Annotated in this window: 8 protein-coding genes; 5 read left to right on the forward strand and 3 right to left on the reverse strand. The window is 62.7% G+C overall.

Going from position 1 to position 15744, the window contains the following annotated elements; all coding sequences use genetic code 11:
* The 5 genes from QZ266_RS02910 to QZ266_RS02930 all read left to right on the forward strand — a co-directional run.
* Positions 1 to 1068, forward strand: a 1068-nt coding sequence (locus QZ266_RS02910; protein ID WP_295691503.1) for a radical SAM protein, incomplete at its 5' end; no start/stop codon positions are given.
* 70 nt (positions 1069 to 1138) lie between these two features.
* Entirely contained in the window at positions 1139 to 2857 is a 1719-nt protein-coding gene (locus QZ266_RS02915) for an autotransporter assembly complex family protein (protein ID WP_295691505.1), read from the forward strand.
* A gap of 2 nt (positions 2858 to 2859) precedes the next feature.
* On the forward strand, positions 2860 to 6945 hold the full coding sequence (locus QZ266_RS02920) for a translocation/assembly module TamB domain-containing protein (protein WP_295691507.1): 4086 nt from the start codon (positions 2860 to 2862) through the stop codon (positions 6943 to 6945).
* A gap of 96 nt (positions 6946 to 7041) precedes the next feature.
* The gene (locus tag QZ266_RS02925; RefSeq protein ID WP_295691508.1) at positions 7042 to 8010 is read left to right on the forward strand and encodes a mechanosensitive ion channel domain-containing protein; all 969 of its coding nucleotides are present in this window, start codon (positions 7042 to 7044) and stop codon (positions 8008 to 8010) included.
* A gap of 1 nt (position 8011) precedes the next feature.
* The gene (locus tag QZ266_RS02930; RefSeq protein ID WP_295691509.1) at positions 8012 to 8989 is read left to right on the forward strand and encodes a zinc transporter ZntB; all 978 of its coding nucleotides are present in this window, start codon (positions 8012 to 8014) and stop codon (positions 8987 to 8989) included.
* A 213-nt stretch (positions 8990 to 9202) separates the two neighbouring features.
* Here the strand turns inward: QZ266_RS02930 and QZ266_RS02935 are convergent, their stop codons facing one another.
* From QZ266_RS02935 to QZ266_RS02945, 3 genes are all read right to left on the reverse strand, one after another.
* Positions 9203 to 10816, reverse strand: a complete 1614-nt coding sequence (locus tag QZ266_RS02935) for a BCCT family transporter (protein ID WP_295691511.1) — start codon at positions 10814 to 10816, stop codon at positions 9203 to 9205.
* Positions 10817 to 10824: 8 nt separating this feature from the next.
* On the reverse strand, positions 10825 to 12783 hold the full coding sequence (locus QZ266_RS02940; protein WP_367178200.1) for a sulfotransferase: 1959 nt from the start codon (positions 12781 to 12783) through the stop codon (positions 10825 to 10827).
* Positions 12784 to 12929: 146 nt separating this feature from the next.
* A complete protein-coding gene (locus tag QZ266_RS02945) occupies positions 12930 to 15470 on the reverse strand; it encodes a TonB-dependent receptor (protein ID WP_295691514.1) in 2541 nt (846 codons plus the stop codon).
* Positions 15471 to 15744: the final 274 nt, after the last annotated feature.

The following is a 15744-nucleotide window of genomic DNA, read 5'->3' on the forward strand; positions in this document are numbered from 1 at the left end:
CTCGATGCCGATATTCGGCGTCGGGCCGGGTATGCACCGGTCGGCAGCCGCGTCACTTGCATCCACTTCGGCGGCGGCTCGCCGGACATGCTGGAACCGGCTGAGTTCGCGCACATCATGACCCGCTTGCGCGAGCAATTCACGATCACCAGCGATGCCGAGATAGCGGTCGAGCTCGACCCGCGCGGTGTCACGACGGAGCTGTGCACGGCCATGGCCGACCATGGCGTGAACCGGGCCAGCCTCGGCGTCCAGGATCTGTCCAGCGAAGTCCAGCTTCTGATCAACCGGGTCCAGCCTCGCGCCATGGTGGAGGCTGCCGCCGACAGACTGCGCGCTGCCGGGATCCGGGCCATCAATATGGATATGATGTATGGCCTGCCCGCGCAGTCCCGCGAACGCGTGATCGCCACTGCCACAGCGCTGGCCGAGATGGGGGCGGACCGTATTTCCGTCTTCGGTTACGCTCATGTGCCCTGGTTCAAGAAGCATCAGCGTGCCATCCCGGACTCCCGCCTGCCCGGAGCGTCGGAACGCTTCGAGCAAATGCTGGCAGCCGCCGCGACCCTTGGCGATGCCGGATATGACGCGATCGGATTTGACCATTACGCGCGCCCCGACGACCCGCTCGCTATCGCCGCCGCCAAAGGCACTTTGCGGCGCAACTTCCAGGGCTACACGACTGATTCCTGCGACCTCCTCATCGGGCTCGGCGCCTCGGCCATCAGCGAGACGCCGCAGGGTTATGTCCAGACCATCGCCGATCCGGTGCGCTATGCAGAGGCGGTCATGTCAGGCGCTGACATGCTGGCACGCGGGGTGGAACGATCGCCGACCGAATTCGCCACCGCAACGCGGCTTGCGGATCTGCTGTGCCGCTTCGAGACCGAGTTGGCCCCGACCGACAATGTGGACGCCCTCGCACCCCTCATCGCGGATGGACTCGCACAGATCGAATCGGAGCGCCTTGTCGTCACGGCGCTTGGCAGACCCTATGTGCGCAATATCGCCGCCCGTCTCGACCCGGCGCTCCGACTTGCCGAAAATCGCCACAGCACCGCAGTCTGACACCACAAAAGAGGGGACAGCTCGTGTCACGAGCCTTATAAAACGGGATTACGTTCCAAGGTGACCCGGTTTGAAAGCCGCCCTCCTCCCAGCCCTCGTCCTTCTGACCTGTTCGGTGGCGCACGCCGAGCCGCTGGCTCATGTCCAGGGCGTCCGCGATGCGAACCTCCTGGCAGCCCTCGAGCTCGCCATCGGTGAGCGCGACACGGCGCCGGACACGCCCGAGACCAGCGCCATGCGCGATGCCCGGACCGCCGCGGACCGGGCACGTCGCCTGTTGCGCTCGCGCGGATATTACGCAGCCCGGGTGGATACTTTCGTCGATGATTCCGGCAGCGCCCGCCTGCGTGTCCTGCCGGGTCCGCAATTCACGATCGGCCAGCTTGATGCCCGGACCGGTGGCGATGGGGACGCCAGAACGCACGCGCTCGCGGCCATGAATCTGCCAAACGGAAGCCCATTGCTGGCCCAGAGCGTCATTGATGCCGAGGCACGCGGGCTTCGCGCGCTGCAGAATGAAGGCTGGCCGGACGCGAGCCTGCTTGAGCGCGAAGTGATAATCGACCACGCCGGTTCCGACGGTTTGATCACCTTCCGGTTCGAGCCCGGCCCGTTCTCGCGCTACGGCGACATCAGCCGCGAAACCGGTGGATGGAACCCGCAATTCATCGCTCGCATCTCACCACTCGAGCGCGGCGGAACCGCCTCACGCGAGGGCATGCTGGACTATCAGCGCCGACTCGACAGCCTGGCCAGCGTACGCTCGGCCCGGGTCACGCTCGGCACGCCGGTCGAGGGTCGCGATACGCGCAATGTCGAGGTCGAACTGACCGCCGCCGATCGCCATACTGTCGAAACCGGCTTGCGGTATTCGACCAGCGAAGGCGCCGGCGCGGATCTGCGCTGGATCCGGCGCAACGTCTTTGGCAGCGATGAAACCCTGACCTTGTCGAGCACACTCGCGACGCTGAACCAGTCCGCGACTGCCCGCCTGGAACGCCCCCACTGGCGCCGTTATGCCCAGACGCTTTTCCTGCATTCCGGGCTCACCCGCGAAACCACCGATGCTTACGATCAGGATGAAATCGAAGCGGGAATCGAGATCACCCGCCGGTCCGGCGAACGCCGAGTCTACGGCGCGGGCCTGTCGCTCGACAGCTCGCGGATCACCGATGCCGTGGGCGAGCGTGATATCGTAACCGCCGCCCTCGATCTGAGTGGCGGATATGACAGCCGGAATGACGCGCTCGACCCGACGAGCGGCCTCAGGGCCAGTTTGCGCGTCACCCCTGCCATCACTTTCGGCGATGAGGACGGACGGTATGTCCGCGTGGAAGGCCGCGCCTCGGGCTATTACCAGTTGAACGACACGCTGGTAGCGGCTGTCCGCGCGCGGGTCGGCTCGATACTGGGCACATCCGTGACGACGCTTGCCGCCGATGACCGTTTTTATGCCGGTGGCGGAGGGTCAGCGCGCGGATTCGAGTATCAGTCGCTGAGCCCGGCCGGATCGGATGGCGAGCCCTTTGGCGGCCTGTCCGTTGTCGAACTGAGCACGGAATTGCGCTGGCGGGTGACGCCGGAATGGGGGGCAGTTGCCTTCATTGACAATGCCATCGCCTCCGACCTGAACGCACCGGAATTCGGCGGCATGCGCAGTGCAATCGGGATTGGCGCCCGCTATTATTTCGACTTCGCGCCGGTCCGCATCGATCTCGCCACGCCGCTGGATCGCCGCACCGGCGAGCCCGGCTTCCAGATCTATCTCAGCCTCGGGCAGGCCTTCTGAACATGGCGCTGCCCGCCCTCATACGCCGCATAGCGCCCCTCGCCGGGATGACGCTGCTCATCCTCGCCCTGATGGCGGTCGGGTTGCGCCTTGCGGCCGGGAATTCGCCGGGACGATGGCTGGCCCACAGTCAGCTCGATGGGCGCGACCTTCCCGGTCTCGGTCGCGTCAGCGTGTCCGGACTGAGCGGGGATCCGCTCGCGCGCCTGCATATCAACACGCTGACCCTGCATGATGATGAGGGCATCTGGCTGACAGCTGAAGACATAACGCTGGACTGGCAGGCCCGCAGTCTGATCTCACGGCCGATCCGGATCAATGAATTGACCGTTGCGCAGGTCTCGGTGGATCGCCGCCCGGTTCTGGCGCCGTCGGAATCAGACACCCCGTCCGGCGCAGGCGCAGACATCCCCACTCTACCGGCAATCGATCTCGGCGCCCTGACCCTGTCCCGCCTGATCCTGGTCGAGGGTCTCGCCGGACCAGCGACCGAGTTGTCGCTCCACGTCTCAGCACGCCTGCGGCCGGAGACCAGCCGGATCACGCTCGACGCAAACAGACTTGATGCACCCGGCGACCGACTGGGCGCCGAGTTCATGCTGTCGGCCGACCAGGTCTCCGGAACACTGAGTGCCACGGGCGAGGCCGACGGGACGCTGGCCGCGCTCTTGCGCATGTCAGGCCGCCCCGTTCGACTGGACGGACATGTTGAGGGCGATGCCGATGCCGGACGCGGCTCGATCGAATTGCTGGCGGACGACGAAATCTGGGCACAGGCTGATCTCGCCTGGGATACGGCCGGTTGGACCACGAACTCGCAGGTCCAACTCGCCAATTGGGGTCTGGTTCCCGATCCGCTTGCTGCAGAAATCGAGACGGTCACGGCAATGACATCAGGCCGCCGCGCAGACAGCCTCACAATCGATACAGTTACGCTTGAAAGCCGCGGCAGCCGCGTCACCCTGCGCGAGGTCACCGCTCCGGAAATTCTCGCCAGCTACACAATCAGCCCCGCTGCCCTCGAGCGGGTGACCGCGGGTCAAGTCACAGCGGACTCTTTGACGGGACAAGCTGTCATCCATCGCGGAGAAGCCCCCGGCATCGTTCTCACACCCGAGCTTCAGGGTCTCGCCTTCGACCCGCTCGGCGCGGAGCAGCTCAGTGGGCGGGTTGAGATCAGCCTCCCGGGCGGCAACCCTCAGCTGGATATAGACATCGAGATCGCCGGACTGACGACCGGCCAGGCGGATGCGGACCGCCTGCTCGGCGAGACCCTTCGGATCAACGGACGCCTGCTTGATCGCGGTCGCGAAACCGGATGGCAGGCCCAGCCCGGCTTCTCGCTGAGCGCGCCTTTCCTCACGCTCACCGCAGACGGCCAACTGCCGCCCGGCGAGAGCTGGCCGATCGGCGCGGCGCAGATCGCGGTGACAGAGACACGGCAATTGCACGACATGCTGGCCGGCCCGGCCGCGGCGCGCCTCACATTCACCGCGAACCGGAGGCTGACCGCCGAAATCGACGCCGGCGCCATCACCTGGCCGGATAGCGCACAGGGCCTTCTCGACGGTTTGCAAGCAGAGTTCGACCTGTCGGGAGACGAGGATGGGTGGACAGTTTCACGCTTCAATGCCCGCAGCCCGGCGATCGACCTCACCCTGACCGGCGATGCTCGCGACGCACAGGACTGGCAGGTTGGCGGCGACCTTGCCCTGGTCGGCGCACTTCCCGTTTCGGCCACCGAGATCGAGGGCGGCCTTGCCACGGCCTTCCGCCTGGTCCGAGACCCCGAAGCGCTTCGCATCCGGGCGGTGACCACCGCCCGCCGTTTGCAGGCAGGACCGCTGGATCTGCGCGCGCCCCGCCTCGGCGTCCGCGGCCAGCTGGGCGAACGTTCCGAACCGACACGCCTGGAATGGGTGTTCTCCGCAGAAGACCAGGCCGGAACAGCCCTGACAATGAACGGGCAAGTGGAGGCCATGGCAGAACGGTTGGCGCTGACCCTGGCCAGCGGTCAATTCGGGGATGCCCGGTTTGACGGATCCGCCGGCATCGAGAATGACGACCTGGTGGTTACCCTCAATGCCGTGCGGGACGAGCTGATGGCGCTCAATGCCAGCTATGCGGGTCGGATGGATGACCTGCTGGCGGGCCGGGTTGATGCCGAACTGACCCTGGAGTCCCAGCGGCTTGGCGCGGCTGACCTCAATGCCGCCAGCCTGACCCTCTCAGGTCCGCTGTCCGGCATGGCACTTGCGGCCAGCGCCGATGGCCGCATGCGTTCGAATGTCGATCTCAGCGCCACCGGGACTGCCGCAGTGGATGCGAACGGACTCTCCATCAGCCTCTCCCCGTCCGGCAAGTGGGCCGCCCATAACTGGACGACGCTCGAACCCATTCGCTTTGCCACCGGCGCCGATGGTGTCATTGCATTCGCGTCTTTCACACTGGGCGGCGGACGTCTCGATCTCGATCTGCAGACGGCCGGCATCAACCCGATTGCGAGCCTCACCATCGACAGCCTGCCTGTCAGTGTGCTGTCCGACATCGCCGCCATGCCGGCCACCCAGGGCATGCTCTCCGGCGCCGCGGATCTGCGCCAACGCGACGGAGTCTGGCGCGGGTCGGCGCAATTGGTAGCGAGCGATCTGCTCGCGGGGGATTTGCCGGACATGCCCGCGATGAACATGGTCTTGACCGCATCGCTACAGGACGAAGCCAGCGCCAGCCTTCGCCTGACCGGCGGAGGCCTGGAGGCCGGCGGGGACCTCAATCGCGCCGGTCCGACCCTCAACATTGCCAGGCCGCAGGGCGAAGCGGATGCTCCCCTGTCCGGCCAGATCACTGCCAATGGGGAGTTGATTGCCCTGGCGGCACTGCTTCTGCCGTCGGATATCCTGATGGAGAGCGGCCGCATCGACAGCGACTTCGTCGTCTCCGGCACCGTCGGCGAGCCGCGGCTGAACGGCACCGCGTCGCTGCGGGACGGCCAGATCAATGCCACCACGGCCGGCAGCCTGATCACCGCGGTCGAGCTGGATCTCATCCTTACCGAGAACAGCGCCGAGCTCACCCGCTTTTCAGCCTCCGACAATCGCGAGGGCCGGCTTTCGGGCAGCGGGCGCCTGGTACTGGACACGCAAGGAGAGGCGCGTGGAGACGGTCTTTTCACCTTCGATCGCTTCGTGGCCGTCCGACGTCCGGAGCTGACCTTGCAGGCCAGCGGAGACCTCACCCTGACACTCGACGAAGCAGGCCTGCTCGTCAGCGGCGAAAGCCGGATCGACCAACTCCGCACCCAGCCGACACTCAATGGTGCCGGCTCCATACCGCAATTGCATGTGGTCGAGATCAATCTGCCCAAGGACAGGCGCGTCGCGAGCGAAACACGCCTCCCGATCCGACTTGATTACCGGGTCCGGGCAGAGAACGGACTCTATGTCTCCTCGCGCGCCTTTTCATCTGAATGGGGTGTTGATCTGCATGTCACCGGCCCGGAGTCCAAACCGTCGCTGAACGGCACGGCCAATCTGGTTGGCGGAACAGCCTTTGTCTTCAATCGCCGTTTCAGTCTTGCCAGCGGGGTGGTCACCTTCGACGGCGCGCCGAGCGATGCCCGGGTCGACCTGACCGCCGTGCACAGCCGCACCGGTTTCCGCGCCTCGGCCCAGGTTGAGGGTTCGGTGCAGGCGCCGACCATTACCCTGTCCAGTGACCCGGCCCTGCCCGAAGACGAGATCCTCGCCCGCCTCCTCTTCGATCAGTCGGTCAGTGAACTGGGCGCCTTCGAGGCCGCTCAGCTGGCCGCGCAACTGTCCGGCCAGAACCTGCTCGACATCGTCGGGCAATTGCGAGACCTGGCCGGTATTGACCGCCTTGACATCTCAACCAATGAAGACGGCAATCTCTCGGTCGTGGGCGGACGGCGCTTCGGTGACAATGTCTATGTCGAGGTCGGCAGCAATGGGGCCGCCGCGATCAATGAGGCGCTCATTGAGTGGTCGTTGACGGCCGATTTGTCTGTCCTGTCCCGCGTGTCGGCCGATACCGACGCCTCTGTCGCCATCCGCTGGCGTCGCGATTATTGAGGCCTCGCACGCACTTGCCTCGCGCAGTCACGCGGAGTACGGCTTGAGACAGCCCGGCGGACCAATGACCGCTGCTCCCACCGGAAAGACGCTCGCATGAAGACTTTCTTGCTGTCGCTCATCAAGCCGAATGGCGCCTGGGCCGGTATCTTGCTGTTCATTACCCTGGTCGCGATCGTTTATGCCAGCACGACAGGGCATCTCGACATCGTGCGCGAATATCTCGGAGCGCCCATGCTGACCTTCTCGGTCGGCAGCCTCTCGATCAACGCCTATGATGCGTTGCGCGGGATGCTGGTGCTTGCCCTGGTCTTCTGGACCACCGCCATCATCTCGGCTCTGGTGGAAGGTCGGTTGAACAAGTTGGCGCGAATGCGAACAACGACGCGCATCCTGATCACCAAAGTCTTTCAGATCGCGCTCTACGTCATAGCCTTCCTGGTGACGATGGACCTGATCGGCCTGGACCTGACCTCCCTGACCATCTTCTCCGGCGCGCTCGGGATCGGACTCGGATTTGGTCTGCAGAAGATCGCCTCGAACTTCATTTCCGGCCTGATCCTTCTGCTGGAACGGTCAGTGGAGCAGGACGATCTGATCGAATTGCCCGATGGCGTAACAGGCTTCGTTCGCAAATCGAGCGCGCGCTACACGCTGATCGAGACCGTCGATGGCAAGGAAATCCTGGTTCCCAACGAGGACCTGATCACCAATCGCGTCACCAATTGGACGCTGACCAATACGCGCGGCCGGATCGAAGTCGCTATCGGCGTATCCTACGGGGCCGACCTGGAGCAGGCCCAGACCTTGATCCTCGAAGCCGCGCGCGAACATCCGTCCACGATTGATGACCCGGCGCCACAATGCTTCCTGCGCAATTTTGGCGACAGCTCGGTCGATTTCATCCTCCTGTTCTGGATCGAAGATGTCGTGAAAGGGCGCTGGGCGCCTCAGAGCGAGGTCATGTTCACGATCTGGCGCAAATTCCGTGATGCCGGAATTGAAATTCCATTCCCGCAGCGCGATGTGCACCTCAAGTCATCGCCATCTCCAACGAAGGCGTGAGATGACGGATAGCACCGAAATTCTCTACGCCGCCTCGATTGCTGGCGATGGCAGTGCTCGTCGACTGAGCGGCGAAGCGGTCGCTCACGCAATTCAGGACGAAACCCTCGCCTGGGTCCATCTGGATGCCAGCCATGACAGGTCACGGGAATGGATCGAGCGCGAACTCCACTATCTCGACCCGCTGATCATTGATGCCCTGCTGGCCGAAGAGACGCGCCCGCGCCTGCTCGAGTTCGAGCAGGGGGCCATGATGATCCTGCGCGGGGTCAATCTGAATGCCGATGCCCAGCCGGAAGACATGGTCTCGATCCGGCTTTGGGTCGACCCTCATCGCATCATCTCCGTACAACGACGCCCCCTCAAGGCGGTGAAGGATATCCAGGACCGGCTCGCCTCCGGCAATGGCCCGAAGGATTCCGGCGAGTTCGTCGGTCTTCTCTCGGCCCGCCTGTTCGAGCGCATGGAGCCTGTGATGACCGAGCTGCATGAGCGTCTCGACGCGGTCGAGGAAAGCGTGATGGAAGACCCGTCCAACTCTGAACGACAGGCCATCACGGCACTGCGCAAGCAGGCCATCATCTTCCGTCGTTATTTCGCACCCCAGCGCGATGTCATCGCCTACCTTCGAACAACGGAGCTCGCCTGGCTGTCCACGGCCCACCGGCGGCGGCTGCAGGAAAACCTGGATCGCATCACCCGCTATCTGGAAGATCTCGACGCCATTCGGGAAAGGGCCCAAATCGTCAAGGATGAGCTGTCCAATGCGCTGGCCGACCGGATGAACAAGAATCTGTACGTCCTGTCGCTGATCGCGGCGATTTTCCTGCCGCTCGGCTTCCTGACCGGCCTATTGGGGATCAATGTCGGCGGCATACCCGGGGCTGACCTGCCCAGCGCTTTCTGGATATTCCTCGCCATCCTGACCGCGATAAGCGCAGTCCAGATCTGGGTGTTCCGCCTGTTGAAATGGCTTTGAACCAGGCGCTGGCCCCACGGTCACGGCGACCGGATCACCGCGCCAATAGTCCGCGCCCGGGCTGCCGGCCGGACCGATGGTCGACCTGACCGGAACACCGTCCCGCTGAACGGCGCCAAACGCGTGACCGAAAGCCTGGTCAGGCCTTCGCTCCTCCACCTCCCGCCGCCTCGATCATGCCGACGCGGCGGGTCAAATGTCCGGCAACCGGCCTCAGGCTTCGGCCTCGCTCGTTTTTGCCGATGTGGCTGCGGCAGACTCGATCGCGCGCAGGGCACGCAGATCGGACCAGAGCCCTTTCCACAAACTGAAGCAGCACACGAGCAGCACCACGGTAAAGGGCAAGCCGGCCGTGATCGCCCCGGCCTGCAATCCCTGCAGTGCCTGGGCGCCGCCGCCATACAGCAATACGGCCGCGACCAGGCCCTCGATCAGCGCCCAGAAAATGCGTTGCGGGACCGGAGCGTGCAGCTTGCCGCCCGCGGTGATGGAGTCGATCACCAGGGAACCGGAGTCCGAAGAGGTCACGAAGAACACGAAGACCAGGACGATCGCAATGCCCGATGTGATCGCGGCAAACGGCATTTGATCCAGCATCTGGAACAGGACGAGTGAAACATCATCGACGCCGTTGGCCAACTCACCGATCCCGTTCTCGAACTGGAAGATGGCCGTCTCGCCGAAGGTGGAAAACCAGCCAACGGTAATCAGGAACGGCACGAAAATCACCGCGACCAGGAATTCACGGACCGTTCGCCCCTTGGACACCCGGGCGATGAACATGCCGACAAAGGGCGACCAGGAGATCCACCAGGCCCAGTAGAAGATCGTCCAGCCGTGGAACCAATCGGTATCCTCGCGCCCGACCCAGTTGGACAAGGGCAGGAAGTCGCTGACATAGGCGACCGTATTATCCCAGAAGCCGGTCACGATCAGCATGGTCGGCCCGACGATGAAGACGAAGAGCAAAAACACCCCGGCCAGGATCATGTTGATATTGGACAGGACCTTCACCCCGCCATCGAGACCACGCACCACCGAGATGATCGCGACCGAGGTGATACAGGCGATCACGACGATCTGGGTCATAATGCCCGGGTCGATCCCGAACAGGAAGTCCAGCCCGCTCGCAACCTGTTGCGCGCCGAGGCCCAGGGATGTGGCAAGGCCGAACAGGGTCGCGATAACGGCAAGAAAATCGATCAAATGGCCCGGCCAGCCCCAGATGCGCTCGCCGAGAAGCGGATAGAAAGCCGACCGGACAGTGAGCGGCAATCCCTTTGAGAAAGTGAAATAGGCCAGCGCCAATCCCAGCACCGCATAGATGGACCAGGCATTGAGTCCCCAATGGAACATGGTCGCACTGAGCGCCAATCGGGCTGATTCCTCGGACCCAGCCTCGACACCGAGCGGCGTGCCGAACCAGTTCGTGTGATAGGCCAGCGGCTCCGCGGCACCCCAGAACATCAGACCGATACCAATGCCCGCCGAGAACAACATGGCGAGCCAGGACTTGGTCGAGAAGTCAGGCTTGGCGTCGGTCCCGCCTATTCGCAACCGTCCGAGGGGCGACACCATCACCACCAGGCAGAACAGGAAGACAAAGTTCACGCCGAGCACGAAGAACCAGTCAAAAGTCGCGAGAACCCAGTCACGCGAGGCAATCATCGCCGCGGACATCGCCTCGGGAAAGACAACCGCACACGCCACGAAAGCAATCATGGCGACCGCAGAGATGAAGAAGACTGGATTGTGCACATCGAGCCCGAGCAGGGATACATTGTCCTGTCCGGTCTCGTAATCGGTCTTGTATTGGCGTCGAGGCATGGTCTTCCTTACGCGGCCGGTACGGGATTGGCCGTGGCCAGTATCTCGTCACCCAAAGCCTGTTTGAGTGGGTCGAGATGGGGTTCGAATTTCTTCCATTGCGCGACGCCGCTGTCGAAGATCGGCTGGCGCACCTGTTCCGAACTTGCGGTTCGCACCGCGCGCTCGGTCGCATGGAAGTCGAGGCAAGCCTGCTCGAACGGCAGGTCGCAGAAATCGAGAAGTCGCCGCACCTGTCCGTCAAGATCGGCAACAACGTCTTCGTAGTTCACACGCAGGACCTGACCGGGCAAGACCCGATCCCAATGATCCATCAGCGCGACATAATTTCGATAGTAATGCCCGATCTCTTCAAGACCATAGGTGAACTCCTGACCTTCCGCGAATAATTGCTTGAAGCCGGAGAAACAGCAGGCCATCGGATGACGGCGGGCATCAATGATCCGGGCATTGGGCAGGATCAATTTGATCAGGCCGATATGCCGGAAATTATTGGGCATCTTGTCGGTGAAGCGCGGCGCGCCGCCACGGTGGATGCGGGTATTGTCAAGATAGTCCCGGCCCAGCGCCGCAAGCTGGTCTTCGCTCAGCTCGTGGAGGATGCGTGGATACCGGGTCTTGTCGCTCAGCCGCTGTCGACCCCGAAGGCGATGCGAGAGAGCAAGGATATTCGGCAATTCCAGCGTGCCGTCGACCTGGCTGTGAGAGGCCAGAATTTGCTCAAGCAGGGTTGAGCCGGCGCGCGGCAGGCCAACGATGAAGATCGGGTCCGGGTCTTCACACCCCTTCCCCGACTGGGCCGCAAACAGGGCTGCATCACAGATCTCTGCCTGGGCCCGCAACTCCTCTTCCATCTGCTCGGTCGTGTAGCGGGCCTGGACCCGCTTCAGCGTATTGCCCTTCTCGTAGAAGGCGAAGGCATCGGCGATCTTGTTGCGATCCTCCGAGGCCTTGGCGAGGGCGAAACTGATATGAACCCGGTCCTGGAACGCCAGCTCGGTGCCCGCCTCGAGACCCTGCATGCGGGCAAGCTCATCATCCGTGAAGCGGTAGGTCTTGAGATTGGCCAGGCCGTACCAGGCATCACCATGATCAGGCTTGGCCGCAAAGGCGGCTCGATAGCTGGCGATCGCCTCGTCCTGTCGGCCAAGCGTCTTGAGCGCATGACCGCGCGAGGTCAGTGTCGCCGGATCCTCGGGCAGGGCAGAGAGAATTTCGTCGAACAGGGCCAGCGCCTCGTCATAGCTGCCAGTCTGCATGCATTCGATCGCATAGTGCGATTTGAAGACCGGATTATCGCGGTCAGCCTCGAAGAGGTGGCGAGCCTGATCCAGGGCCGCGGTGAATTTCTGGCGCTTGCGCAGGACCTGGATGTGGTCGAGCCGCAATTGGGTATTGTCCGGCTCGAATTCGATCGCGCTCTCGAGCAGGAAATCCGCATCCTCGAGGACGCCGAAACGATTGCCCAGCTCGGCAAGAAGCCGCATGGCCTCGACATGGTGCGGATTTTTCTGAAGGAAGGCCCGGCAGAGCTTCTCCGCCTTGAGCAGCTTGCCTTCATGCAGGAGATGCGTGACCGAAACCAGTTCACGCGGCAAGGCACTGATCCGCTCGGCCTGGGCCGTGGCATTGCGGGCTTCCATCGGACGACCGGCCGCCTGATGCAGCTCGGCCTGCGCCTGCCAACTGGCCACCAGTGCCGGATTGAATCGGCACGCGCGCTGGAAGGCGATCAGGGCTCGATCCGTCTCGCCGAGCACGCGCAGGAGATGACCTTCCTCCTGGAAGGCGCGACCGAAATCCGGCGCGGTACGCTTGATCCGGTCGAGGGCGGCACGCGCCTCATCATGACGTTTGAGATAACGGGCACAGACCGCCTGCATGTAGAGAGCATCAGTATGGTCCGGTGACGCATCCAGAACCGGCTGCAAGGTCTCCAGAGCCGCATCAAAACGGCTTTCATACATTTGCTTTTGCGCTGTGGTCAGCGCCTGGACATGGATGTCCGTCTCTTCCGACACGCAGGGGTCTCCACCGGTCTTGCAGAAAACAGAAAGCGTCCCTTGAAGGGGACGCTTTCCATTGTGGCCTCAGGCCAGCGGCATGTCAGGGCCTAGTACTGCACCCCGACGCGCAGGCCGATCGTACGCGGACGGATAATCGTCACGCGCTCGCGGTCATTGACGAAGTTGTTCGAAATCTCACCGCGTTCATTGGTGAGATTGTTGGCGAACAATTCGACCGACCAGGTCTCACCGGTCAGACCCGTGGTGAAGTTCATCGAGGCATAGCCTTCGACGTCCGCCTTGTTGATTTCGATGACGTCGGAAACGCTGTCATCGGTGATCGTCACCTGCGGCATCACGTGCGCCATCACGCCATTGTCCAGAGACCACTCGTAACGAGCGCGGACATTGGCCTGGTAGCTCGGTGCGAATGCAAGCTCGGAGCCGACCAGCACATCGGTGGTCGGGGTCAGAACATCCGTGATCTCGGTGTCGAGCAGCGAGAAGGCACCGACAACGGTCAGGCCCTGAATATCGGCCGGAGCCCAGGTCACTTCACCCTCAAGACCGCGAATTTCCGCATTGGCGGCATTATCCGAGAAGAAGAGGTTGGTGATGGACGGGTCGAAAATCGTCGTTTGCAGATTCTCGATCTCGACCATGAAGGCGTTACCGTTGAAACGGACCTGGTTGTCAAAGAGGTCGGTTTTCCAGCCGAACTCGTAATTGACCACTTCATCCGTATCGAGGGCAAACGGCACGGTGTAGCCACCAGGGCCGGCTGCGCCGCCCGGACGGTTCAGGAGACCCGGACGGAAACCTTCCGAAACGGTCGCGTAGAAGAGCGCGCCGTCGGTCGGGCGCCATTCCAGCGTCCCTTTGAAAATGAAGCCATCCGTTGCGGCGACATCGGGATTGCCGAATGGATTGTTCGCCGCATAGAGGGTCGAGATATTGGTGCCGAAGACCTGGGCATCATCGGTCTGACCGAAGTTGAAGAAGGAGCCGTTCGCGCTACCCACGAGATCAACTTCGATGTCGTAATAACGAGCGCCCAGCGTGATCGAGAACTGGTCGGTCAGATCAAAGGTCGTCTCACCAAAGAGGCCGTACTGCTCGTCGGTGCGCAGGACATCATTCCGGAAGATGACGCCGGCCGGGAAAGGACCCGCGTCGGAGAAATAGCCCGGCGAGGCCGAACCGACTTCACCCGTCACCGCGGTATTGGTCAGCGGGTAGTTCGGAGCGAAGCCTGTGGTCACACCGTCAAAGGAGATCGCATTGACCGAACCCGGATAGGTGAAGTCATTGCGCTCGGCCACTTCCATATCGGAGTAGAAGCCGCCGAAGGTGGCGCGGATGCGGCGATCTTCCGGCGTATTGAAACGCAATTCCTGGGTGAAGACCTTGGTGCGCGTGTCCGACTGCACGAACAGGTTCGGCGCCTGACAAGTACCGGAGGGCGCGGCCGCTCCCGGATAAGAGACCGAGCCGTCACAGATATAGTAGGGCAGATACTGGCCGACGAAGAGGTAATCGGAATAGTCGACGCGCTGATCGGTATTCCGATCCGTGTAGGCGCCGGTATAGACCATTTCCAGGGCGCCGAGGCGGCCTTCCAGAGTCCAGCTCGTATTGTGGAAATAATCGTCCAGCTCATCTTCCTCGAAGCGCTGGATTTCCAGGTCATCGAGCGTCGGATCCATGAAGAACACGCCTTCGGAGTCCAGCTGCTGCTGCATGTGCATGACGGTCAGGGACCAGTCCGCATTGAAGTCATACAGGGCGCTGAGACGGAAACCGGAATAGGTCGTGTCGTTGAAATCCTTTTCCAGCAGGTCGGAATTGTTGGCGTCGAGGAAAGTGACACCGGAGAGATCCGCCGTGGACTGGAAGCCGGCGCGCGTCGCGCTGACCGGAACGCCATTGTCACGCATCGTGCCGGCGGCACGGAACCGCGCGGATTCGCGTGCGCTGCGCGTGCCCGGCACATTATCGATATAGCCGCCCTGCTGATCGACATAGACCACGCCGCGAATGGCGAAATTGTCAGCCACCGGCATGTTGACGACAGCTTCGACCTTGTTGGACATCTCGCCGCCTTCGGTGAAGGAGACCGCGAAATTCGACGAAGCGGAGAAGCCGGACGGGTCCGGGCGGTTGGTGATCAGGCGGACCGTACCGGCCTGCGAGGACGAACCGTAGAGCGTGCCCTGCGGCCCCGGGAGAACCTCGACGCGCGCCAGGTCGGCGGCATAAACATCCAGGTTACGACCCGGCTGGGATACCGGCTGCTCATCGAGATAGAGCGCGACGTTCGGCGCCAGACCGGCCACACCGGCCGTGGTCAGGTTCGGAGTCGTGGAAGCGAGGCCGCGGATATAGATCGTGGCCTGACCCGGACCGGAGCCGCCGGCGGTGACGCCTGGCAGCTGCTGCAGGTAGTCGGTGAAGACATCAACGCCGAGCTCGTCCAGCGTTTCCTCATTCATCGCGTTAACGGCGAGAGGAATGTCCTGGGTGCTCTGTTCGCGCTTGGTGGCGGTCACGGTGACGACGTCGACCTGGGCGGCGGCGAGGCCAGCTCCGGCAATCGACAGGGTCGCGGCGGTTAGAATGGTTGTAGAAAGTGCCCGTTGCTTCAGCATGACGTGGTGACAGTCCCTTGTGGCGTTACGGTTGAAGGGCTGTGTAGAGTTTCCGGTACGCGCTGGCCAGCATGCTTTGAGTTGAAACTTTCAGCTCGAAACACCAATCAGCGCAGGGCGCCTCTCCGATCAATTGAAAGTTACTGAATTAAAACGGGAAAATCGCTACCGTTACAAGAATGCGACAGGACAGATCGAAATCCGGTTTCGTTTTGCTCTCGCCATGGCTGGCCTTGCTTCTTTGAGATCAAAACAATGGCGGGCCTTGCTTCTT

The sequence above is a fragment of the uncultured Maricaulis sp. genome, assembly GCF_905480005.1.
GTDB lineage: Bacteria > Pseudomonadota > Alphaproteobacteria > Caulobacterales > Maricaulaceae > Maricaulis.